At 64.4% G+C, this 21,351-nt stretch carries 21 protein-coding genes and 2 pseudogenes; 17 read left to right on the forward strand and 6 right to left on the reverse strand.

Going from position 1 to position 21,351, the window contains the following annotated elements; genetic code table 11:
* The first annotated feature begins 122 nt into the window (after positions 1–122).
* The gene (locus CSV86_RS00075; RefSeq protein ID WP_009395100.1) at positions 123–1,070 is read left to right on the forward strand and encodes a MerR family transcriptional regulator; all 948 of its coding nucleotides are present in this window, start codon (positions 123–125) and stop codon (positions 1,068–1,070) included.
* Here CSV86_RS00075 and CSV86_RS00080 read toward each other — a convergent pair.
* Together CSV86_RS00080 and CSV86_RS00085 are read right to left on the reverse strand one after the other, a co-directional pair.
* Positions 1,067–1,674 (reverse strand): annotated as a pseudogene (locus CSV86_RS00080) (hypothetical protein). The gene CSV86_RS00075 and the pseudogene CSV86_RS00080 overlap by 4 nt on opposite strands.
* A 57-nt stretch (positions 1,675–1,731) precedes the next feature.
* Positions 1,732–2,193, reverse strand: a complete 462-nt coding sequence (locus CSV86_RS00085; protein ID WP_009395102.1) for a PAS domain S-box protein — start codon at positions 2,191–2,193, stop codon at positions 1,732–1,734.
* 170 nt (positions 2,194–2,363) lie between these two features.
* Between CSV86_RS00085 and CSV86_RS00090 the strand changes: the two genes are divergently transcribed.
* Positions 2,364–2,819: a flavodoxin gene (locus CSV86_RS00090; RefSeq protein WP_009395104.1), complete on the forward strand. Its 456-nt coding sequence runs from the start codon at positions 2,364–2,366 to the stop codon at positions 2,817–2,819.
* Position 2,820: 1 nt separating this feature from the next.
* On the opposite strand, the gene CSV86_RS00095 is transcribed toward CSV86_RS00090, so the two are convergent.
* Positions 2,821–3,708 (reverse strand): LysR family transcriptional regulator, encoded by an 888-nt coding sequence (locus CSV86_RS00095; protein WP_037058705.1) that lies wholly within the window; start codon positions 3,706–3,708, stop codon positions 2,821–2,823.
* A 99-nt stretch (positions 3,709–3,807) separates the two neighbouring features.
* Between CSV86_RS00095 and CSV86_RS00100 the strand changes: the two genes are divergently transcribed.
* From CSV86_RS00100 to CSV86_RS00120, 5 genes and pseudogenes are all read left to right on the forward strand, one after another.
* Positions 3,808–4,194 (forward strand): CidA/LrgA family protein, encoded by a 387-nt coding sequence (locus tag CSV86_RS00100; protein WP_009395108.1) that lies wholly within the window; start codon positions 3,808–3,810, stop codon positions 4,192–4,194.
* Positions 4,184–4,870, forward strand: coding sequence for an LrgB family protein (locus CSV86_RS00105; RefSeq protein WP_037058696.1), 687 nt, complete (start codon positions 4,184–4,186; stop codon positions 4,868–4,870). Before CSV86_RS00100 ends, CSV86_RS00105 begins: the two co-directional genes overlap by 11 nt.
* A 146-nt stretch (positions 4,871–5,016) precedes the next feature.
* Positions 5,017–5,922, forward strand: a complete 906-nt coding sequence (locus CSV86_RS00110; protein WP_037058698.1) for an alpha/beta fold hydrolase — start codon at positions 5,017–5,019, stop codon at positions 5,920–5,922.
* A gap of 109 nt (positions 5,923–6,031) precedes the next feature.
* Positions 6,032–6,945, forward strand: a pseudogene (locus CSV86_RS00115) (SDR family oxidoreductase).
* Positions 6,946–7,011: 66 nt separating this feature from the next.
* A complete protein-coding gene (locus CSV86_RS00120; protein ID WP_009395113.1) occupies positions 7,012–7,350 on the forward strand; it encodes a superinfection exclusion B family protein in 339 nt (112 codons plus the stop codon).
* Positions 7,351–7,725: 375 nt separating this feature from the next.
* Here the strand turns inward: CSV86_RS00120 and CSV86_RS00125 are convergent, their stop codons facing one another.
* Positions 7,726–8,511: an IclR family transcriptional regulator gene (locus tag CSV86_RS00125; protein WP_009395116.1), complete on the reverse strand. Its 786-nt coding sequence runs from the start codon at positions 8,509–8,511 to the stop codon at positions 7,726–7,728.
* Between the two features lie 204 nt (positions 8,512–8,715).
* Between CSV86_RS00125 and hmgA the strand changes: the two genes are divergently transcribed.
* The 3 genes from hmgA to maiA are packed head-to-tail and all read left to right on the forward strand — an operon-like array spanning position 8,716 to position 11,964.
* Positions 8,716–10,017: a homogentisate 1,2-dioxygenase gene (hmgA, locus tag CSV86_RS00130; RefSeq protein WP_009395121.1), complete on the forward strand. Its 1,302-nt coding sequence runs from the start codon at positions 8,716–8,718 to the stop codon at positions 10,015–10,017.
* Between the two features lie 2 nt (positions 10,018–10,019).
* A complete protein-coding gene (fahA, locus tag CSV86_RS00135) occupies positions 10,020–11,312 on the forward strand; it encodes a fumarylacetoacetase (protein WP_009395123.1) in 1,293 nt (430 codons plus the stop codon).
* Between the two features lie 16 nt (positions 11,313–11,328).
* Positions 11,329–11,964, forward strand: a complete 636-nt coding sequence (maiA, locus tag CSV86_RS00140) for a maleylacetoacetate isomerase (protein ID WP_009395124.1) — start codon at positions 11,329–11,331, stop codon at positions 11,962–11,964.
* Positions 11,965–12,071: 107 nt separating this feature from the next.
* Here maiA and CSV86_RS00145 read toward each other — a convergent pair whose 3' ends face one another.
* Positions 12,072–12,878: a transglutaminase family protein gene (locus CSV86_RS00145; RefSeq protein WP_009395125.1), complete on the reverse strand. Its 807-nt coding sequence runs from the start codon at positions 12,876–12,878 to the stop codon at positions 12,072–12,074.
* A 116-nt stretch (positions 12,879–12,994) separates the two neighbouring features.
* Between CSV86_RS00145 and CSV86_RS00150 the strand changes: the two genes are divergently transcribed.
* Positions 12,995–14,020: a Leu/Phe/Val dehydrogenase gene (locus tag CSV86_RS00150; RefSeq protein WP_009395126.1), complete on the forward strand. Its 1,026-nt coding sequence runs from the start codon at positions 12,995–12,997 to the stop codon at positions 14,018–14,020.
* 3 nt (positions 14,021–14,023) lie between these two features.
* On the opposite strand, the gene CSV86_RS00155 is transcribed toward CSV86_RS00150, so the two are convergent.
* The gene (locus CSV86_RS00155; protein WP_009395127.1) at positions 14,024–14,290 is read right to left on the reverse strand and encodes a YebG family protein; all 267 of its coding nucleotides are present in this window, start codon (positions 14,288–14,290) and stop codon (positions 14,024–14,026) included.
* A gap of 246 nt (positions 14,291–14,536) precedes the next feature.
* Here CSV86_RS00155 and CSV86_RS00160 point away from each other — a divergent pair, with 246 nt between their 5' ends.
* The 6 genes from CSV86_RS00160 to CSV86_RS00185 all read left to right on the forward strand — a co-directional run bounded on the left by CSV86_RS00160 (position 14,537) and on the right by CSV86_RS00185 (position 21,259).
* The gene (locus CSV86_RS00160) at positions 14,537–15,007 is read left to right on the forward strand and encodes a phosphate-starvation-inducible protein PsiE (protein WP_009395129.1); all 471 of its coding nucleotides are present in this window, start codon (positions 14,537–14,539) and stop codon (positions 15,005–15,007) included.
* A gap of 214 nt (positions 15,008–15,221) precedes the next feature.
* Positions 15,222–16,163: a fatty acid desaturase gene (locus CSV86_RS00165; protein WP_009395131.1), complete on the forward strand. Its 942-nt coding sequence runs from the start codon at positions 15,222–15,224 to the stop codon at positions 16,161–16,163.
* A 12-nt stretch (positions 16,164–16,175) separates the two neighbouring features.
* Positions 16,176–16,943: a phosphate/phosphite/phosphonate ABC transporter substrate-binding protein gene (locus tag CSV86_RS00170; protein ID WP_009395133.1), complete on the forward strand. Its 768-nt coding sequence runs from the start codon at positions 16,176–16,178 to the stop codon at positions 16,941–16,943.
* A gap of 100 nt (positions 16,944–17,043) precedes the next feature.
* Entirely contained in the window at positions 17,044–17,550 is a 507-nt protein-coding gene (locus CSV86_RS00175) for a sigma-70 family RNA polymerase sigma factor (RefSeq protein WP_009395135.1), read from the forward strand.
* 1 nt (position 17,551) lies between these two features.
* Complete coding sequence (locus CSV86_RS00180) at positions 17,552–18,493, forward strand: DUF4880 domain-containing protein (protein WP_009395136.1); 942 nt, start codon at positions 17,552–17,554, stop codon at positions 18,491–18,493.
* 105 nt (positions 18,494–18,598) lie between these two features.
* Positions 18,599–21,259, forward strand: coding sequence for a TonB-dependent receptor domain-containing protein (locus CSV86_RS00185; protein ID WP_311985777.1), 2,661 nt, complete (start codon positions 18,599–18,601; stop codon positions 21,257–21,259).
* Positions 21,260–21,351: the final 92 nt, after the last annotated feature.

The following is a 21,351-nucleotide window of genomic DNA, read 5'->3' on the forward strand; positions in this document are numbered from 1 at the left end:
TCCGTAAATAATGTGACCCGTCAGTGTCAGTTTTCTCTCAAGTTGACCAAGGGTTTGTTCCCGCCGTGGACGAGCGGGGTAGAATGCGGGTCTTTTTCCTATAATCCGCAGCGTACAAGGCGATGATCGAATTTCCCCCGCCGTCACCCGGCGAACGTACCCTGGATCACGAGGAGCTGTTTCCCATCCGGGAAGTCGCGCGGCTGACCGGTATCAACCCGGTGACCCTGCGCGCCTGGGAGCGCCGCTACGGGCTGGTACAGCCGACTCGCACCGAAAGTGGGCACCGTTTGTATTCCCGCGCCGATATCGACGAGGTCCGTACGATCCTCGGCTGGATCGAGCGGGGCGTGGCCGTGAGCAAGGTCGGCAAGATCCTCGCTCGCAACAGGGCCACGCAAGCCCGGCCCGAGCAGGCCGCGCAACCGCCTGCGAAGGACCACCAGCACTGGCAGAACCTGCTGCGCCAGGCCGCGCAGGGTTTCGATGAAGCGCGGCTCGAGCGTATCTATGGCCAGGTCTTCGCCAGCTACCCGCTGGAAGTGGTGTTCCAGGAGATCGTCATGCCGCTGTGGCAGGAGCTGCGTATCGCCCATGACGGCTTCGGCCGCCTCAGCGAATGGCTGTTCCTCGACACCTTCCTCCGTGCCCGGGCCTGGCAGCGCCTGCAACTGACCCGGGACGAACAGCCTACGCGGGTGCTCCTCGCCGGGCTGCCGGAGCAGTGTCGGGAGCTTGAATTGCTGGTGTGCGCCCTGATGCTCGGCAGCAGCGAGGTGTCGGTATCGCTGCTGGCACCCGGACACCCCCTGGAAGAGTTGAGCCTGATCTGCGAGCGCATGGCGCCGGATGCCGTGGTGCTGTTCTCCAATCACGCCCCGGCGGCGGACCTGTCCAGGCGCCTGGCGCGCCTCTGTCTCGGTCTGGACTGCCCGCTGCTGTTCGCCGGCGAGGCGTCGGAAATGGCCCAGGACAGCCTGGTCGGGTCACAGGTGGTGTGTCTCGGCGGGGAAGGGCGCCTCATGCGTCGACGCCTGCAGCAGTGCCTCGACGGGCATCTCGACAGTTAACCGGCATGCAGCTCGGGATGAGCGCGCCGGTGCTGCTGCAAAATGTACTGGCGCAGCCGTTCGATTTCTTCAGCCGGCCGCTGGCTCAGCCGGTAGGCGGCCAGGCCCTCGGCGGTGATGCGTTGCAAGGTGCCGCGCAGGGCGATGGGGCGATGCCGTCGGGGGCGAACCAGAGGTTGAAGGACTTCGGCGGCTTCTTGCCTTGCGGTAGTTCCACCAGCACGCCCTTGAAGGAAATCTCCCGCACCTTCAGGCCACTGCTCAGCCCCAGCTGGTCTTCCAGCATCACCGGCTGGTCGAGGCTCAGGCGCCAGGGCCGGACCACAGCACCTTCCTCATAGATGCTCGGCGCCCCCAGTTGCAGGTGCAGGGCATGGAACTCGTCTTCCACCAGCAACAGCGGAAAGCTCATGTGCTGGTTGTCCACCTTCGCCTGCACCGTGACCTGCTCGTTGGCCACCAGCCGGGTCAGCAATTGCTGGACATCGCTGCGGCCATTGAGGCGCAGGCTGGAGTTCGGGTCCACGCGGTTGAGCTGGGGCGAGCGGTGCACGCTCTGGATATAGTCCAGCTCATCCTGGGTCAAAAGGGCGTCGGCTTGCATGGTCGTGAATACTGCGAGTCTACGGGGTGTTGAATGGACAGCGAATAAGTGCCTTTGTTAAGACCGTTGGTCGCTTTCCAGCGCCCGGATCCGCGCCCGTGCCTCGGCCAGTTCGCGTTCCAGCTCGGCGATCCGCTGCTCGGCTTCGACCTGAACGGTGACATCCTTCTGCACACCGATGAAATAGGTGAGCTGGTCGGCTTCGTTGAACAGCGGGGTGATCGACAGCTCGTTCCAGAAGGCGCTGCCGTCCTTGCGGTAGTTGCGCAGGATCTCCCGGCACGGCTGGCGGCTGTCCAGGGCCTGTCGGATACGCGTCCGGGCCGGCTGGTCGCGCTCCTCGCCCTGGAGGAAGCGGCAGTCGCGATAGAGAATGTCGCTGGCCTGGTAACCGCTCAAGCGCTCGAAGGCCGGATTCACGTAGATCAGGATGGTGTCTTCGTCGCCTTCCTGTTCGGCGACCACGATGCCGTCGTTGGAGGCATCGATCATGCGTTGCAGCAGTTTGGCGTTGATCATCGGCGGGACCGGTACAGGGCTTCGGATGAGCGATTCTAGTGCATGTGCGAGCAGGGGATAAGGCCTTGTGCCAGCCAGGGGTGCCAGGCGCTGTACGAAAAGCCTTCGTCTCAAGGCTTTTCGTACAGAACCTAGTATCCTGCGCTTTCGCTCAAGCAATGGAATCCCTTATGAAAGTGGTCATCCTGTCCGGTTCGGTCTATGGCACCGCCGAAGAAGTCGCCCGTCACGCCCAATCGCTGCTCAAGGCCGCCGGTTTCGAAGCCTGGCACGCGGCCCGGGCGACCCTTGCCGATATCCAGGCATTCGAGCCCGAGGCGCTGCTTGCCGTGACTTCCACCACCGGCATGGGCGAACTGCCCGATGCACTGCTGCCGCTGTACAGCGAAATCCGCGACATCCTGCCTGCCGCCTGGCGCGGCTTGCCCGGCGGGGTGATCGCCCTGGGTGATTCCAGCTACGGCGATACCTACTGCGGCGGCGGCGAGCAATTGCGCGAGCTGTTCGCCGAGCTGGGCGTCAACGAGATCCAGCCAATGCTGCGCCTGGATGCCAGCGAAACCGTGACCCCTGAAGTCGACGCCGAGCCGTGGCTCGCCGGGTTCGCCGACAGGCTGCGCGTCTGATTCATTGCGCCTGCGGATACTCTTTCAATAGGTCCAGCCAGGCCCGGGCCGCCGCCGACAGGTAGGCGCCCCGGCGCCAGATGAAGGCGATGTCCCAGCGCAGGTCCTGCGGTTCGCGCAGGGCCAGGCGCACTACGCCGGGCCGTTCCAGCGCCCTCGCCACGATCCGCGGCAACAGCACCACGCCCTGGCCGGCTGCCACCAGCGCGGCGAGGAAATCCGCCTGTCCGCTGCGTCCGCCTTCCCTGGGCGTGAAACCCAGGGCCTGGCAGGCACTCAACAGCCGGTCGTTAAGCACGAAACTGCGCTGATAGAGCAGGAAGGGCGTGTCCGCCAATTCTCCCAGGTGCACGCTGGCATTGCCGGCCAGTGCATGGTCCAGCGGCAGCAGGGCGTCCAGCGGTTCGTTGCAGAACGGCTGCCAGTCGAAGGCCGGATCGTTCGGCGTCAGGCTGCCGCCCAGTTCCAGTTCGCCACTGAGGACCGCCTGTTCGATGGTGCGGCTGCCGCCTTCGAGTATTTGCACCTTGATATTCGGATAGCGCCGCCGGTATTCGGCGAACAGCCCGGCGAACAGCGCGTCGCTGCCCAGCAACGGCAGGCCGAGGCTGAGTTCGCCGCGGGCCAACTGGCTGAGGTCGTCCAGTTCGTTATGCAAGGCCTGGCTCAGGTGCAGGATGGCTTCGCCACGTTCCAGCACCACCTTGCCGGCGGCCGTCAGGTGCAGGCGCGAGGCGTGCCGTTCGAGGAGCGTTACACCGAGGTCCTGCTCCAGCTGGGCCACCTGCTTGCTCACTGCCGACTGGCTGATATGCAGGGTCTGCGCGGCCTGGGTGAAGCCGCCGCGGTGTATCACTTCGATAAAGCTGCGCAGTTGCTTGAAGTCCATGGCCTTGAATTCCATTCTGGAATGCAGTGCAGTCTAACAATTCGCTTTTTGCATGGGCGAGCACGATTTTAAAATGGGGTCTCCAGAGGAACCCCTTCGATGACGTTCGCCAATTTCAAATACCTTGCGCGCCTGCTTGCCGAGCTGGGCGTGCTGCTGGGGCTGTACCTGCTCGGCGGGCAACTGGTGGCCTGGTTCGGCTGGCCCATCCCCGGCGGAGTGATGGGCCTGGCGCTGCTGCTGGTGCTGTTCGCCCTCGGCTGGCTCCAGCCTGCCGCCCTGCAGCGCGGGGCCGGGATGCTCATGGCCGAGATGCTGCTGTTCTTCATCCCGGCGCTGATGAGCCTGCTGGACTACGGCGCGCTATTGCGCAACGACGGCTGGCGCATCCTGCTGGTGATAGCGGTCAGTACCTTGCTGGTGATGGTGGTCACCGCCTTCACCGTGGAATGGGTGTGCCGCCGGAGCCTGCGTCATGAGTCTTGAACCGATGCCGCTGTTCTGGCTGGCCCTGACCCTGCTGGCCTACCTGGGCAGCCGCTGGCTGTACCGGCGCACCGGGCGTTACCTGTTGTCGCCGCTGATCCTGGTGCCGGCGGTGCTGCTGGCCATTGCCGTGCCCCTGCATACCGCCTACGCCGAATATTCCCGCGACACCCACTGGCTGATGGCAGTGCTCGGCCCGGTGACCGTTGCCTTCGCGATACCGATCTGGCAGCAGCGGCGCCTGCTGGCCAGGCATTGGAAGGCCCTGTGCCTGGGGATGCTGATGGGCAGTACGGCGTCCATCGCCAGTTCCTGGGTGCTGGCACGGTTGCTGGCGCTGGACAGTTCGGTGAGCCTGTCGTTGCTGCCGCGCTCCATCACCACGCCGTTCGCCATGCCGCTGGCGCAGCAACTGGGCGGTGTGCCGGAACTGACGGCGGTGTTCGTGATGTTTACCGGGGTGCTCGGTGCGGTGTTCGGTGGCGTGCTGCTGCGCTACCTGCCGCTGCGCACGCCGCTGGCCCGGGGCGCGCTGTTCGGTGTCGGTGCCCACGGCGCCGGTGTCAGCCGGGCGCGGGAGGTGGGCGGCGAAGAAGGCTCGGTGGCGGGGCTGGTGATGGTCCTGACCGGCCTGCTCAACCTGTTCGCCGCGCCGTTGCTGACGATGGCGCTATAAGCCGTTCGGCGCGTGACCCGCAAGGTCAGCAAGCTGGCTGCCAAGGCAACTCCCGCCCTGGCGGCGGCTGACTATGCTCAGCGACAGAGCACAATCATGTGCCGCCGTGACCAACACTGATAACAACCACCAGCCGAGATCTCGCTATGCCTTTGGCAGAGATACCTTTGTGCGTCTGGCGGACACGGAGCCTGGGATACACGTTCCGCGGCCAGAGCATTCGCTACTGGACGGCAGGGCAGGGAGAGCCACTGCTACTTATTCACGGATTTCCTACCGCCAGCTGGGACTGGCACTACCTCTGGCAACCCCTGGCCCAGCGCTTTCGGGTAGTCGCCTGCGACATGCTGGGGTTCGGCGATTCGGCCAAACCGCCGGGGCATCGCTACAGCCTGCTGGAGCAGGCCGATCTGCAGCAGGCGTTGCTGGAGCATTTGCATATCCATGAGCCCGTGCATGTGCTGGCCCATGACTATGGCGGCAGCGTCGCCCAGGAACTGCTGGCGCGGCATCACGAAGGGCAGGGCCGGATCGCCAGTTGCGCGTTTCTCAATGCCGGGTTGTTTCCCGAATGCCATCGCCCGTTGCTGCTTCAGCGCCTGCTGATCAGCCGGCTCGGCTGGTTGGTGGCGCGGGTCTTCGATCGTGACGACCTGGTGCGCAATGCCGGGCAGATCTACGGACCGGGTACCCAGCCCAGCGAAAGCGCGCTGGACGACTGCTGGAGCCTGATCGTGGCCAATCGCGGCAATCGCATCCTGCATCGGCTTTCGGAGTACCTGATCGAACACCAGGCACATCGCCAGCGCTGGGTCGGGGCCTTGCAGAACGCGAGCCTGCCGCTGCGCTTCATCAACGGAGCGGCAGACCCGCTGTCGGGCGCGCATATGGTCGAGCGCTACGAGGAACTGATTCCCGAGCCCGATACCGTTCTGCTCCATGGCATCGGGCACTACCCGCACACCGAGTCGCCGGCCCAGGTGCTGCGCCATTACCTGGATTTCCGTCACCAGCCGCTGGCCTGGAGCCTGCAGAAGGTGGCCTGGTCCTGACCCAAGCGTCACTTATCATCCGCCATTCAGCGCCCGCCCGGTTCGTTGTCCGGGCACGGGTGCTGGCTGACACTGGCGGCTCCGTTCCCTGTTCAGTTGGAGTTGAGCCATGACCGATTCGGTACGCCTGGAAGATAGAGTGGTGATCGTCACGGGGGCCGGCGGTGGCCTTGGCCGCGCCCATGCCCTGCTGTTCGCCCGGCACGGGGCGAAGGTGGTGGTCAACGATCTGGGCGGTTCGACCCACGGCGAAGGGGCGAACGCCTCGGCGGCCGACCGGGTGGTGGCGCAGATCCGCGAGGCCGGCGGCGAGGCGGTGGCCAACCATGACTCGGTGACCGACGGCCAGCGCATCGTCGAACAGGCCCTGGACAGCTTCGGCCGGGTCGATGTCGTGGTGAACAACGCCGGGATCCTGCGTGACAAGACCTTCCACAAGATGGAAGACGCCGACTGGGACCTGGTCTACAAGGTGCACGTCGAAGGTGCCTGGAAAGTGACCCGCGCCGCCTGGCCGCACCTGCGCGAGCAGAATTGGGGCCGGGTGATCTTCACCTCGTCCACGTCGGGCATCTATGGCAACTTCGGCCAGGCCAACTACGGCATGGCCAAGCTCGGCCTCTACGGCCTGACCCGCACCCTGGCGCTGGAAGGGCGCAAGAACGGCGTGCTGGTCAACGCCATCGCCCCGACCGGTGGCACGCGCATGACCGAAGGCCTGATCCCGCCTCAGGTGTTCGAGCAACTCAAGCCCGAGCTGATCAGCCCGTTGGTGGTCTACCTGGGCAGCGACCGCTGCCAGGACAGCGGCAACCTCTATGAAGTCGGCGGTGGCTGGATCGGCCAGGTGCGTTGGGAGCGCAGCCTCGGGGCCGGCTTCGATCCCCATGAAGGCTTCAGCGTCGAAGACGTGGCGGCCAGTTGGGGCAAATCGGCGATTTCGAGAACGCCGTGCATCCGAAGGACAGCCTGCAAGCCCTCGAGCAGATGATGAGCAATTTGCAACGATTTGCCCGGCGCTGATTTCTGTCGCGATTGGCGGATCTTTCCTAAGCTGGCTAGCCCGTCATCGCGACAAGGAGCGCGCACATGTATGAATCGAAGAACGAAGAAGTCATCTCGGCAGAACAGTTCCGCAGCCGGCTGTTGCTTCATGCGCTGGGTGCGCTGCTGTTGCTGCTGGGCTCGATCCTGATCGGCGTGGCCGGGCACCTGCACTTCGAGGAAGGGGTGAAGTGGTACGACGCGGCGTTCAACGCCACCCTGCTGCTGAGTGGCATGGGGCCGGTGGCGCTGCCGGAAACCCAGGGCGGGAAGTTGTTCTTCGCGGTGTACGGGCTATATGTGGGGCTGGTATTCGTCGCCAGTATCGGCCTGATCCTGGCGCCGGTGGCGCATCGGTTGCTGCACCGGTTTCATTGCGATTGATGATGGTGGTCTTTCGGGCCCTATCGCTGGCAAGCCAGCTCCCACAGGGATCTTGTGGGAGCTGGCTTGCCAGCGATGGGGCCATCAGCAACAACACAAATAAAAAAGGCCGCTGCAACTGCAGCGGCCAATGAAAGACGCAGATCAAGGAGCTTCAAAATCGACGTCGGTGAACTGAAGGGGACGCTTCGGAGCAACAATCGGGAGCACTCTAGGGGAAAAGCATTAACCGACCATTAAGGGGTCCAAAGCGTCAACTTCGCGCCCTGGCGAACACCGGATCGTCAGGGCAAGGCAAGGATAGTCAGGCGCAACCCAAGGAAAAATAGCCCTTTCTGACATTCACTGTTGCATCCTCGGCAACAGTGCACCAATTCAGTTCACTGACGCCTGATAGCCCATCCGCCAGCTGATGGCGTTTGCCGTGGCAACCAGGCGCTGCGCTGCCGGGCCTTGTTCATCGGCATGGAAGATCGAGGTTGGCCCGACCACGGTGATTACCGCGGCGATCTGGCCCATGGCGTTGAACACCGGGGCCGACAGGGCGTCGACACCGGGCATCAGCAGGCCGTGGACATGATGCAGGCCGTGTTCGCGGATGGTGGCGAACAGGGCATCGTAATGGGCGATGTCGTGTCCGCTCTGCGCCAGTTCCCGATCCCGCAGTTCCACGGTTTCCCGTTCCGGCAGATAGGCGCCGAACACCAGCCCGGTGGACGAACTCAGCAGCGGCAGCACCGAGCCGATCTGGGTCACCACCGTCACCGCGCGCACTGCCGGTTCGATATTCACCACGGTCGCGCCCTGGTTGCCCCATACCGCGATAAAGCAACTTTCATTCAGTTCGTCGCGCAATTGCGACAGGGGCAGCGCCGCCACTTTCAGAACGTCCATCCCGCCCAGCGCCGCCAGGCCCACGCGCAACGCCTCGCGTCCCAGGCCGTAATGGTTGGTGGCCGGGTCCTGCTCGGCGAAGCCGCTGGCGATCAATGCCTGCAGATAACGGTGCACCTTGCTCGCCGGCATGTCCACATGCTCGGCCAGGCGCGACAGCGAGGTAGCGGGGGAAAGCTCCGCCAGCGCCTTGAGAATGTCGGTACCGACCTCCGCCGAACGAACCTTCTGTTTACCGCTATCGGTGCTGGACGGAGCTTTACTCATGGGCGCTGTTTTCTCTGTGGGAGCGAGCTTGCTCGCGAAGGACCGCACGGCGGTCCCGGAATGGACGGCGATCTTTATAGCTTGACGTCATGGTGCGAGCAAATTACGTTATGCGTAATCCGTTTACGAAATTAAAACAATGCAGAAGCACTTCCCTTTTGCTTGGGCGACAGGGTTGACAATCTGCCACCCCATGGAGGCTCGATGAACATCGACAACCCGTCCGACCTCGCTTACCAAAGCGGTTTCGGCAATGAGTTCGCCAGCGAAGCCCTGCCCGGTGCCCTGCCGGTCGGCCAGAACTCCCCGCAACAAGCGCCCTACGGCCTGTACGCCGAACTGCTCTCCGGTACCGCCTTCACCATGAGCCGCCATGAACAGCGGCGCACCTGGCTGTACCGCATCCGTCCTTCGGCGCTGCACCCGGCATTCGTGCGCCTGGAGCGGCAACTGGCCGGTGGCCCGCTGGGCGCGGTTACCCCCAATCGCCTGCGCTGGAGCCCGCTGGACATGCCCGGCGAGCCCACCGACTTCATTGATGGCTGGGTGACCATGGCTGCCAACTCGGCCGGCGACAAACCGGCCGGCGTCAGTATCCATATCTACCGTGCCAACCGTTCCATGGAGCGGGTGTTCTTCAACGCCGACGGTGAACTGCTGCTGGTGCCGCAACTGGGCCGTTTGCGCCTGGTCACCGAACTGGGCGTGCTGGAGGTTGAGCCGCTGGAGATCGCGGTGATCCCGCGCGGCATGAAGTTCCGCGTCGAGATGCCGGATGGCGAAGCCCGCGGCTATATCGCCGAGAACCACGGCGCACCGCTGCGCATCCCGGACCTGGGCCCGATCGGCAGCAACGGCCTGGCCAATCCGCGAGATTTCCTCGCGCCGGTGGCGCACTACGAGGAAGCCCGGGGGCCGGTGCCTTTGGTGCAGAAGTTCCTTGGCGAGCTGTGGGGCTGCCAGTTGCAGCATTCACCGCTGGACGTGGTCGCCTGGCACGGCAACAACGTGCCGTACAAATATGACCTGCGACGTTTCAACACCATCGGCACGGTCAGCTTCGACCATCCCGATCCGTCGATCTTCACGGTATTGACCTCGCCGACCAGCGTGCCGGGCATGGCCAATATCGATTTCGTGATCTTCCCGCCGCGCTGGATGGTGGCCGAGAACACCTTCCGTCCGCCGTGGTTCCACCGCAACCTGATGAACGAGTTCATGGGCCTGATCAAGGGCGAATACGACGCCAAGGCCGAAGGCTTCCTACCTGGTGGCGCCTCGCTGCACGGTTGCATGAGCGCCCACGGTCCTGATGCCGAAACCTGCGCCAAGGCCATCGCCGCGGAGCTGGCGCCGAGCAAGATCGACAACACCATGGCCTTCATGTTCGAGACCGGCCAGGTGCTGCGTCCGACCCGCCATGCCCTGGACTGCCCGCAGTTGCAGAACGACTACGATAGGTGCTGGGCCACGCTGCCGAGCACCTTCACCCCGAATCGGAGATAAGCATGAACCAGACCGCCATTGCCCGTAGTTGGGTCGAACACGCCAATGGGCATAGCGACTTCCCGTTGCAGAACCTGCCGCTGGGCATCTTCAGCCGCGCCGGCGGCGAGCGCCGCAGCGGCGTTGCCATCGGCGACGCCATCCTTGACCTCGAAGCGGTACTGGCTGCCGGTCTGTTCGAAGGCGAAGCCAGGACGGCGGTGGAAGCCACTCGCGGCGGCGCGTTGAACGCCTTCTTCGCCCTGGGTCGCAGTGCCCGCGTAGCCCTGCGCGAGCGCCTGCTGGCGCTGCTCGGCGAGGGCAGCGAGCACCAGGCCACGCTCAAGGCCGCGCTGTACCCGGCCAGCGAATGCGAGCTGCACGTGCCGGCCAGGATCGGCGACTACACCGACTTCTACGTCGGCATCCAGCACGCCATGAATGTCGGCAAGCTGTTCCGCCCGGACAACCCGCTGCTGCCCAACTACAAATACGTACCGATCGGCTACCACGGCCGGGCCTCGACGATTCGCCCGTCCGGTACCGAAGTACGGCGGCCGAAAGGCCAGACCCTGCCGGCCGGGCAGAGCGAGCCAAGCTTTGGCCCTTGCGCGCGCCTGGACTACGAGCTGGAACTGGGCATCTGGATCGGCCAGGGCAACGACATGGGCCAGGCCATACCGATTGGCGACGCCGCCGAGCACATCGCCGGCTTCTGCCTGCTCAACGACTGGTCGGCGCGGGATATCCAGGCCTGGGAATACCAGCCGCTGGGGCCGTTCCTGTCCAAGAGCTTCATTTCCACCATTTCGCCCTGGGTGGTTACCGCCGAAGCCCTGGAGCCGTTCCGTTGCGCCCAGCCAGCCCGTCCGAACGGCGACCCGCAACCGCTGTCGTACCTTCTGGACACGCGTGACCAGGCGGCCGGTGCCTTCGATATCGAACTGGAAGTGCTGCTGATCACCGAGCGCATGCGCGAGCAGAACCTGCCTGCGCATCGCCTGGGCCTGAGCAACACCCTGAGCATGTACTGGACCGTGGCGCAGTTGGTGGCGCACCACAGTGTCAACGGTTGCCAGCTGCAGCCGGGCGACCTGTTCGGTTCCGGCACGTTGTCCGGTGCCGAGCCCGGGCAGTACGGCAGCCTGCTGGAGATCACCGAGGGCGGCAAGCACCCGGTGGAACTGGCGTCGGGCGAGGTACGCAAGTTCCTCGAGGACGGCGATGAAATCATCCTGCGCGCCCGCGCCAGACGCGACGGCGTGGCCAGCATCGGCTTCGGCGAATGCCGTGGGAAAGTCGTTGCGGCGAACTGAAAGGGCCCTGAACCCAATGGAACTCTTCACTTACTACCGCTCCACCTCGTCGTACCGGGTTCGCATTGCCCTGGCGCTGAAGCAGCTGGAGTTCCAGTCGCTGCCGGTCAACCTGCTCAAGGGCGAGCAGCGCGCGGAACACTACCTTGCGCTCAATCCCCAGGGCCGGGTGCCGATGCTCAAGGCCGATTCCGGGGAATTGCTGGTGCAATCGCCAGCGATCATCGAGTACCTGGAAGAGGTTTATCCACAGCCGGCACTGCTGCCGCACGATCCGGTGCAACGGGCCCGGGCGCGGGGAGTGGCGGCCTTGATCGGTTGCGATATCCATCCGCTGCACAACGTCAGCGTCCTGAACCTACTGCGCGAGACGGGGCAGGACGAGGATGCGGTGAATCGCTGGATCGCGCACTGGATCAGCCAGGGGCTGGAAGCGGTGGAACGGTTGATCGGTGACGAAGGCTTCTGCTTCGGCGCGCAGCCGGGGCTGGCGGATGTCTACCTGATTCCGCAGGTGTATGCGGCCAGGCGCTTCAATGTCGATCTGGGCGGGTACCCGCGGATCCTGCGGGTGGTGAGGCTGGCGGAGGAGCATCCGGCGTTCGTGCTGGCGCATCCTTCGCGGCAGCCGGATACGCCGGCTGCAGGCTGATTTTTTTGTTGTTCTCTCGGGCCTCATCGCTGGCAAGCCAGCTCCCACAGGCCACTCAAATCCCTGTGGGAGCTGGCTTGCCAGCGATGACGCCCTGAAGAACAACATCAATGCACTGACCTTTTCCCCGAAGGCAAATGCCCCAACCGCTCCGTCAGCCGCAGTCGCTGGATCGGGTCATCGGTCAGCAGCAATGCATGCTCCAGGTCATGACGCTCGGCCTGCGGGCAATCCAGATGCTGGTAGAGCGTGGCCCGGGCCAGGTAATCGCTGGCCAGTGGCGCTCCGAGCTCCATTACCCGCTCGGCATCCCTCAGCGCTGCGATATCGTCGCCGTGGGTCGAATGCAACTGCCGCAGATTGCGCGATAGCCGCTGGATCATCTCCCGTGCACTGGCCGTTTTCAGATGCTCGGCGGTCAACGGCACTTGCGGGCCGAACTGGCGCCCCAGCAATTCCCGGCAATCGGCCGGATACAAGCGCCGGCCGCCACAGGGATCGAGCAGATGGTCCGCGCCCGGTACACGCAAAAGAAAATGTCCCGGGAAATTCACCCCTTCCAACGGAATCGACAACCCCCGCGCCAGCTCCAGGCTGAGCAGGGCCAGGGCCAGCGGCTGGCCGCGACGACGTTGCATGAGTTGATCGAGCAGTGCCGCCTGGGGCCGCAAGGGGTGGTATTCGTCTTCCTGGAAACCCATCGAGCACAGCTTGCGCAGCAGTGGCTGGGCCAGCTCGTTCAGCGGCAGCAGCGGCAGGTCATTGCTGACCTCATGCTGCAGCTCGCGCAGCCCGCGCATCACCTGCGCCGGATCGACCTTGGCGTCATGCTCGGCAGCCACCCACAATCCGGCTTCGAACAAGGCCGGGGGTATGCGTTCCAGACAGGCCAGGCAGGCGTGGCGTGGGTTCATGGCGATCTCCGTCGAGAGCTTCTGTTTTAGCCCTGGCACGGCGTTTCGTCCAGTGCTGCGGCAGCCATCGAGGGCACACCTATACTGGATGCAGCACTGTTCAAGAGGGGCCGCTGATGTTCGCTCTCATGCAAAGCACCCGCACTCGATCACTGCACCTGTGCACCGACCCGGCCACCGGCCTCAAGGCGGTGATCGCCATCCACAACGAGCAACTGGGCCCGGCCCTGGGTGGTTGTCGCTACCTGGCCTACCCGGACGACAACAGCGCCATGAGCGATGCCATCCGCCTGGCCCAGGGCATGACCTACAAGGCCGCCCTGGCCGGCTTGCCGCTGGGCGGGGGCAAGGCGGTGATCATCCGCAATCCCCATGTGGAAAATCGCGCCGCGCTGTTCGAAGCCTTCGGCCGTTTCATCGAGTCCCTCGAAGGCCGCTATATCACCGCCATCGACAGCGGCACCTCGACCCTCGACATGGACTGCATCGCCCAGTCCACCCGGCACGTCACCAGCACCACCCGCGCCGGCGACCCCTCGCCGCATTCGGCGATGGGCGTGTTCGCCGGCATTCGCGCCACGTCCATGGCACGCCTGGGCAGCGACAACCTGGAGGGCTTGCGAGTGGCCGTGCAAGGGCTGGGCAATGTCGGCTATGCGCTGGCCGAACAGCTGCATGCGGCGGGCGCCGAGCTGCTGGTCAGCGACCACGACCAGGGCAGGGTGCAACTGGCGATGGAACAATTCGACGCCCAGCCCGTGGCTGCCGAAGCGATGGTAGGCACCCCTTGCGATATCTTCGCGCCGTGCGGCCTGGGCTCGATCCTCACCGGGCAAAGCGTGATGCAACTGCGCTGTGCGGCGGTGGCCGGCTCGGCCAACAACCAGCTGACCAGCCTGCAGGTGGCCGACCAACTGGAAAGCCGCGGCATCCTTTATGCGCCGGACTACATCATCAATTCCGGCGGCCTGATCTACGTGGCGCTGACCCATCAGGGCCAGCCACTGCCCGACATCACCGCACACCTGGCGCGGATCCCCAGCCGGTTGACCGAGGTGTTCGCCCACGCCCAGGCGGAAAAACGCTCGCCGGCGCGGGTGGCGGAGCAATTGGCGGAGCGCCTGGTATACGGTAACGCCTAGGGCTCACTCCGCGTCCGCAGGTGCCTCGAGCAGTTCGGACAGGGCATCCGGCTGGCTCTTGAAGGCCTTGGCGAACACGTCGCGGTTCTTCGCCATGTAGATACCGATGTCATCGACCTGCTGTTCGTCCAGCGACGGCACGGCCTTCTTCAGGACTTCAGCCAGCATCTCGGCCAGCTCGAGCATCTTGTCGTGACGGTCTGCTTCGGCTTTATCCATGAACAAACGCTCCAGGTCGCGGCTGCTGCGGTACACCACTTCGACGGCCATTCATCACCTCACGCCTTTTTCGAAATTGAAGGAATACGGAATACTGGGTATTTATACAGTAATCGCCCGGCATTGGATAGTGGCCTTTTTATAGCCCAGATTTTTGCAGGCGGAGGGTGTGCGGGCGTGCCTTGCGGCAATCGGTCGCCTTCTCAAGCGAGGCCGCTGGCCTTTTTACTGCATGCAGGCATAGCCGTCATATGCCGGCAGCATCCTTCTTCCAAGCCGTATCGGGGAATTCGCATCGTGAACATCAAATGGGCTGAAAAATTGCGCAAGGGCCTGCATGGCGGGGCCGACTCGCTGGGCAACCTGTGCGTCGAGGCGTTCCACTACCTGGCCCTGTTCGGGATCGGTGCCATCACCGCCTATGCGGCGGTCGCCACCTTCATCGACATGATCGGCAAGGGCGGGGTCAGCGTCGACGACATCCTGCTGCTGTTCATCTACCTGGAGCTGGGCGCGATGGTGGGGATCTATTTCAAGACCAACCACATGCCGATCCGTTTCCTGCTCTATGTGGCGATCACCGCGCTGACCCGCCTGCTGATCGGTGACGTCTCGCACCACAAGGCACCCGACGAAGGGCTGCTGTACCTGTGCGGCGGTATCTTGCTGCTGTCGTTCTCGATCCTGGTGGTGCGTTATGCATCGTCGCGCTACCCGTCGAGCCGGGCGATCGATGCCAGCGGCAAGGATGTGGAGGAAGGCAGGTAGTTTTGCTTTGTTCTTGAGGGCCCTATCGCTGGCAAGCCAGCTCCCACAGGTTCAGCACAGATCTTGAGATTTGTGCAGTACCTGTGGGAGCTGGCTTGCCAGCGATGAGGCCCGCGAAAACAACAGAGAATCCTGCCCTTTATAACCAATCGATCTGCAAGATTTTCCCGCCTCATTCCACAAAGGGGGTATCCGCCATTTCAGGACCCCCTTCATGCCCCATTACCTCGACGACGCCCAGCGCGATGAAGTGCTGCGCCTGCATGCCAGCTTCCTCGGGCGCAGCGAGTGGCCGACCTGGCTGCTGCTGACAGGGGCCTACGCCGGCTGGTTCGCCCTGTTGCTGGGCAGTTCGTTGCTCGGCGCCGGGCTCACCACGGTGCTGCTGATCCCGCTGCTGGTGCTCTGGCTGTCTTTGCAACATGAGCTGCTCCACGGCCATCCGACCCGCTTCCTCTGGCTGAACAAGCTGCTCGGCTACGCGCCGTTCGCCGTCTGGTATCCCTATACCCTGTATCGCGACAGCCATCTGCTCCATCACCGTGACGAAGATCTCACCCTGCCGGGCCGCGACCCCGAAAGCCGCTACCTCGGCCAGCAGGCCTGGCAACGCACCCGGAAGACCGACCGGGCCCTGCGCTGGCTCGACAAGACCGTTCCCGGGCGCCTGCTGACCGGCGCTCCGCAAGCCCTGTTCGGCCTTGCCCGGGAACAACTCACCCGCCTGAAACAGGGTGACCGCCAGGCCTGGCGCATGTGGCTGACGCACGGTTTCTGCACACTGCTGATGTTTGCCTTCATCGCCAAATACAGCGCCCTGTCCATTGCCCAGTATGTATTCCTGGCCAGCGTGCCGGCGTTGTCCGTGGCCATGCTGCGATCCTTCTACGAGCACCGTCCCGCCGAACGCCCGGAGCAACGCACTGTCCTCAACGAAGCCGGCTGGCCCTGGACCTGGCTGTTCCTGCACCTCAACCTGCACCTGGTGCACCACGACCTGCCAGGCCTGCCGTGGTATTTCCTGCCAACCGTCTACCGCCAGCGTCGCGAGCAATGGCTGGCGCGCAGTGGCGGCTATCTGGTGCACGGCTATGGCGAGCTGATCCGCGCGCACAGCCTGCGTCCCATCGACAGCCCCGAACATCCTTTCGCCTGACCCGGAGTGCCCATGGCCTACGCCGAACTGCTGATGTACGTGGCCCCCTCGCGGGTTCGCGTGGCCAGCGAATCCTGGCTGCAACACACGCTGGACCTGCTTGGTGCGGTACGTGAGGACGCCATTGCCCTCGACCTGCCCACCCTGTGGCAATCACCGAACCTGCTGTTCGCCCAGACCTGCGGCTACCCGCTGATGACCCTACTGCGGGGCAAGGTCCGGGTCATTGGCCGCCCGGTCTACGAGCTGCCCCATGCCAGCGCCGGCAACCATTGCAGCCTGCTGGTGGTGCGCGGAGACGATCCGCGTTGCGCGCTGGCCGACTTCTTCGACAGCCGCGGCCTGCTCAACAGCCCCGATTCCAATTCCGGCATGAACCTGTTGCGCCATCGCCTCGCGCCCTTGCAGCGAGACAACCGCTTCTTCTCCGCCATCCAGTACACCGGCGGCCACCGCGACAGCCTCAGGGCTTTGAAGACGGGGCAGGGCGATCTGGCGGCGATCGACAGCATCACTTGGGATTACCTTGCCCGCGACCACAGTGAAGAAGTCAGCGGCCTGCGTATCCTCGATGTCAGTGCGCCGAGCCCGACCTTGCCCTTCATCGGCCCGGCCCACCTCGACGAGCAAGGCGCCGAACGCATCCGCCAAGCGCTGAACCAGACGCTGCCCGCGTTCGCCGAAACCTTGGCGATCCGTGAAGTCCTGCCTGCCAGCGAAGCCGACTATCAGATCCTGCTCGATTACGAGCGCGATGCCGCTAATTTCAAATTCGAATAATCGAATGCTTTTTAAATATTTTTAAAGCATAAGCCCTCCCTCTAGCATGGCGTCACCGGACCACCGGACATCTCAAGCAATCCTCCTTCTGGAGTCATTCATGTCCGGTCTCGACCACGCCCACCGCGAATACGTGGGCTCGCTGTTCCGCAACCATTACCAGTGGCTGTGCCTGCGCCTGCGCCGGCACCTGGGCGATGGTGGCGCGGAAGATATCGCCGCCGACACCTTCGTGCAGTTGCTCAGTGCTCCGGTCGCCGAGCCGATCCGCCAGCCACGGGCGCTGTTGACCACCATTGCCCAGCGCCTGATGTACCAGCTCTGGCGTCGTCGCGACCTGGAGCGCGCCTATCTCGATGCTCTGCACCTGGACGACGAGGCGCAGGCACCTTCGCCGGAAGAATTGGCGCAGATGCTCGAAGCCCTGCAGATCATCGACGAGCTGCTCGACGGCCTTCCGGCCAAGGTCAAGGCGACCTTCCTGCTGTCCCAGGTCAACGGCCTGACCTACCCGGAAATCGCCGCGCAACTGGGCATCTCGCAACGCTCGGTGAGCGACTACATGGCCAAGGCCATCCACCGTTGTCTCAAGGCCAGCCTGGAGTGATATGAGCGTCGAACAGGAACGCCTGCTCGAACAGGCCACCCGCTGGATCGTCCTGCTGCGTTCAGGCCAGGCCAGCGATGCGGAGCGCCAGGCTTTCCTGGCCTGGCGTGCCCGTGATCCACGCCATGAAGAACTCTGCCTGCGCCTGGAACGCACCCTCGGCGTGTTCCAGGTGCCGATTGCCCAAGGTATCGATGGCGGTGTCCTGCAACGGGCGCTGGATGCGCCGTCGAGCCGGCGCAAGGTGTTGCAGCGGGCCTTGCTCGGAGCCGGCCTGATGATCGGCGGAAGCTGGAGCCTGACGCCGACATTCGACTCGCTGAGTGCTGATTTTTCCACAGGCATCGGCCAGCGCCAGACCGTGCAGCTGGACGACGGCAGCGAACTGGTGCTCAACGCGCAAAGCGCCGCCGATGTGCAATTCGACAGCCAGCGCCGCTTGTTGAAATGGCGGGGTGGGGAAGGGTTGCTGCAGGTGGCCGCCGACCGCCGTCCCTTCATCCTGCAAACCAGTGGTGGCGAGGTGTATGGCCGTGATGCGCGGATTCTCCTGCGTGATCGCGACAGCCAGTGCCGGGTCGGCGCCATGCAGGCGCCGCTGCAGATCGTCACCCGTGGTGGCGACCGCCTGCAGTTGCAGCCCGGCCAGGAGGTCACTTTCGACCGCTTGCGTTTCGGCAGGGTCCAGGCCCTGCGCAGCGGCGACAGCGCCTGGGTCAATGGCCTGCTGGAGGTACGCGGCAGCCCGCTGAGCGAAGTGATCGAGGCCCTGCGCCCTTATCGCCATGGGGTGCTGCGCCTCGACCCGGCCATCGCCGATCTGCGGGTCAGCGGCCTGTACCGCCTCGACCAGAGCGATGTAGTCCTCGAAGCCCTCAGCCGTACCTTGCCGATCCGTATCAATCGGCGCAGCGATTACTGGGTCACGCTGACGGCGGCATAAGCCCATAACCAAACGATCTGCAAGATTTCCCCGGCCCGCGCCACACCCTTCCCGCAAGCGTTGCCGAGGGAGCAGCGCGGTTTGGATTCCGTGGGGGGAATCGTTGTGCGCAAGAATCAATACAACACGCAACGCAACAAGACATCCGTGGCCATCGCCTTCAGCCTGCTGCTGGGCGGTGCGGCCTTCGCCGACGAAGTACGCCAGGCCTGGCATCTCGAATCCGGCCCGCTGGACGAGGTGCTGCTGAACATCAGCCGGCAGAGCGGCCAGGTGATTTCCTTCACGCCGGAGCTGGGCCGTTATTCCTCGGCGCGGGTCGACGGCAACCTGTCTGCGGCCCAGGCCATCGAGGCGGCGCTGCAGGGAACCGGGCTGGCCTTGGAAGTCAGCCCGACCGGAGCCTTCATCATCAAGGACAAGGCCGAATCGTCGTCGGCGACCGGCACTGCCAGTGCCAGCCGGATCGCCAACCGCGAAACCTCCGCCGCCAGCGTGCCGACCCTGGATCGCGTGGTCGCCCTCGGCACCCGCCGCAGCGACGCCACCGCTCTGACCAGCGCCGCGCCGGTAGACGTGATCAACAGCGAGGAACTGGTGCAGACCGGCGCCACCACACTTAACCAGGCGCTGTTCCAACTGCTGCCCTCGTTCAACTTCCCGCAGAACCAGAGTGCAACCCGCGGGCAGAACCCCAAGGGCGCCTCGCTGCGCGGCCTGGCCCCGGACCAGACCCTGGTGCTGGTCAATGGCAAACGCCGGCATGCCTCGGCGGTGGTGAACATTTCCGGCGGCGTGCCGTTCATTGGCGCACAGCCGGTCGACCTGGACATGATCCCGATCAGCGCCATCGACCATGTCGAGGTGCTGCGTGACGGCGCGTCCGCCCAGTACGGTTCCGACGCGGTGGCCGGTGTGGTCAACATCGTGCTCAAGGAGCGCGACAGCGGCGGCCAGCTCAATACCCAGCTGGGCAAGTACGCCCAGGGCGACGGCTTCAGCAAAAGCGCCGATGGCTGGTACGGCCTGGGCCTGCCGGGGGACGGCTTCCTCACCCTGAGCTTCAACGGGGTCAATACCAAGCCCACCGATATCGGCGACCAGTACCAGGCCGGGGGCGCCTGGCAGGATCCGCGCTGGGGCGGTGCGTCTCGCGACAAGTACAACCTCGCTGCCAACGCCGAGGTCGGCCTGGATGACCAGTGGCGGCTTTACAGCTTCGCCACCTTCGGCCAGGACAAGTCGATCAACAACACGCCGCCGTTGCTGGCGTCCAACCCGAACAACGTCGCCGCGCTGTATCCCGGCGGCACCATTCCCAAGTATCGCTACCGCTACGAAGATGCTTCGTTCACCGTCGGCTCGCGCTTCGAAGACGAGGCCATCGGGCGCTTCGATTTCAGTGCCACCTATGGCCGCGACAAGCATGACGAACTGGCCTTCGATACGGTCAACCCGAGTTACGGCGCCAACAGCCCGACCAAGTTCGATGTCGCGACCCTGGTCAACGAACAGACCAACCTGGGCATCGACTACGCCAGGGACCTGGCCGTGGCCTGGTCGGACAACCCGCTGACCGTCTCCGCCGGCATCGCCTATCGCCACGAGCAATACCGCCTCGAAGATGGCGACTACGACTCCTATTCCTATGGCGGCATCGATGGCGTGCAGGTGGGTGCGGTGCAGGCTTCCGGCCTGATGCCCGACGATGCCGGGACCTACAAGCGCGATGTTGGCGGGGTGTATTTCGGCCTGGAGAACCAGGTCACCGAGAAATTCCAGGTGGGCATCGCCGGGCGTACCGAGCATTACTCGGACTTCAGTTCGGCCACCACCGGCAAGCTCTCGGCGCGCTACGAGCTGACGCCGCAGGTGGGCCTGCGGGCCACGGTCAACAGCGCCTATCGCGCGCCGACCCTGGGCCAGATCGGCACCTCCTGGACCACCACCACCAACGTCGATGTCAACGGCAACCCGGTGCTGACGCGCATCCTTCCGGTCGATCACCCGGCGGCCCAGGCCCTGGGGGCCGAGGCGCTGAAGCCGGAGAAGTCCACCAACTACTCCCTTGGCGTGGTGTTCCGGCCGAGCGAGCAGGCGTCGCTGACCATCGACGCCTACCAGATCACCATCCGTGATCGCCTGCTCTACAGTGGCGGGATTTCCGGCCCGGACGCGGAGCGCATTCTCGCCGCCGCCGGTTACGGCCAGTACAGCTGGGCGCAGTTCATGACCAACGCGGCCAATACCCGCACCCGGGGCGTCGATATCGTCGGCAAGTACAACCTGGATCTGCAGCGCTTCGGCAACCTGGCGTTGTCGGCGGGTTATACCAAGGCGCGTACCACCATCGAATCGGTGAACGCCAACCCCTACGGTTTCGATGTGCTGACCCGCGAGGCACGCGGCTTCCTCGAACACGGTTACCCGGAAGACAAGCTGGTGCTGGGTGCGGTGCACCGCTATGGGCCGTGGACCGTCAGCCTGGCCCAGACCCGTTATGGCGAGTACCGCAAATACGCGGCCTCGGCGGCCAACGCGCAGTACGACCAGACCTTCTCGGCGCAATGGAACACCGACCTGGACGTGAACTACGCGTTCAGCAAGCAACTGAAGCTGTCGGTGGGCGCCAACAACCTGTTCGACAGCAAGCCGGACGACTTCAACCTGCGCCTGCGCCAGACCCCGGGGCAGCAGTACAGCTACCTCGCGCCTTCGGCGCCCGAGGGGGCGTTCTATTACACCAAGCTCACCTACGACTTCTGATCTTCAGTGCCCTTCAGGGCCTCATCGCTGGCAAGCCAGCTCCCACACTGTGGGAGCTGGCTTGCCAGCGATGAGGCCCTGAGGGACACAGC

The sequence above is a fragment of the Pseudomonas bharatica CSV86 genome (assembly GCF_000319305.2).
Taxonomy (GTDB): Bacteria; Pseudomonadota; Gammaproteobacteria; order Pseudomonadales; family Pseudomonadaceae; genus Aquipseudomonas; species Aquipseudomonas bharatica.

Bases quoted from the DNA above. Each gene is read 5' to 3' on its own strand.
- CSV86_RS00075 (WP_009395100.1), top strand. From the start codon at position 123: ATGATCGAATTTCCCCCGCCGTCACCCGGCGAACGTACCCTGGATCAC.
- CSV86_RS00085 (WP_009395102.1), bottom strand. From the start codon at position 2,193: ATGATCAACGCCAAACTGCTGCAACGCATGATCGATGCCTCCAACGAC.
- CSV86_RS00090 (WP_009395104.1), top strand. From the start codon at position 2,364: ATGAAAGTGGTCATCCTGTCCGGTTCGGTCTATGGCACCGCCGAAGAA.
- CSV86_RS00095 (WP_037058705.1), bottom strand. From the start codon at position 3,708: ATGGACTTCAAGCAACTGCGCAGCTTTATCGAAGTGATACACCGCGGC.
- CSV86_RS00100 (WP_009395108.1), top strand. From the start codon at position 3,808: ATGACGTTCGCCAATTTCAAATACCTTGCGCGCCTGCTTGCCGAGCTG.
- CSV86_RS00105 (WP_037058696.1), top strand. From the start codon at position 4,184: ATGAGTCTTGAACCGATGCCGCTGTTCTGGCTGGCCCTGACCCTGCTG.
- CSV86_RS00110 (WP_037058698.1), top strand. From the start codon at position 5,017: ATGCCTTTGGCAGAGATACCTTTGTGCGTCTGGCGGACACGGAGCCTG.
- CSV86_RS00120 (WP_009395113.1), top strand. From the start codon at position 7,012: ATGTATGAATCGAAGAACGAAGAAGTCATCTCGGCAGAACAGTTCCGC.
- CSV86_RS00125 (WP_009395116.1), bottom strand. From the start codon at position 8,511: ATGAGTAAAGCTCCGTCCAGCACCGATAGCGGTAAACAGAAGGTTCGT.
- hmgA (WP_009395121.1), top strand. From the start codon at position 8,716: ATGAACATCGACAACCCGTCCGACCTCGCTTACCAAAGCGGTTTCGGC.
- fahA (WP_009395123.1), top strand. From the start codon at position 10,020: ATGAACCAGACCGCCATTGCCCGTAGTTGGGTCGAACACGCCAATGGG.
- maiA (WP_009395124.1), top strand. From the start codon at position 11,329: ATGGAACTCTTCACTTACTACCGCTCCACCTCGTCGTACCGGGTTCGC.
- CSV86_RS00145 (WP_009395125.1), bottom strand. From the start codon at position 12,878: ATGAACCCACGCCACGCCTGCCTGGCCTGTCTGGAACGCATACCCCCG.
- CSV86_RS00150 (WP_009395126.1), top strand. From the start codon at position 12,995: ATGTTCGCTCTCATGCAAAGCACCCGCACTCGATCACTGCACCTGTGC.
- CSV86_RS00155 (WP_009395127.1), bottom strand. From the start codon at position 14,290: ATGGCCGTCGAAGTGGTGTACCGCAGCAGCCGCGACCTGGAGCGTTTG.
- CSV86_RS00165 (WP_009395131.1), top strand. From the start codon at position 15,222: ATGCCCCATTACCTCGACGACGCCCAGCGCGATGAAGTGCTGCGCCTG.
- CSV86_RS00170 (WP_009395133.1), top strand. From the start codon at position 16,176: ATGGCCTACGCCGAACTGCTGATGTACGTGGCCCCCTCGCGGGTTCGC.
- CSV86_RS00175 (WP_009395135.1), top strand. From the start codon at position 17,044: ATGTCCGGTCTCGACCACGCCCACCGCGAATACGTGGGCTCGCTGTTC.
- CSV86_RS00180 (WP_009395136.1), top strand. From the start codon at position 17,552: ATGAGCGTCGAACAGGAACGCCTGCTCGAACAGGCCACCCGCTGGATC.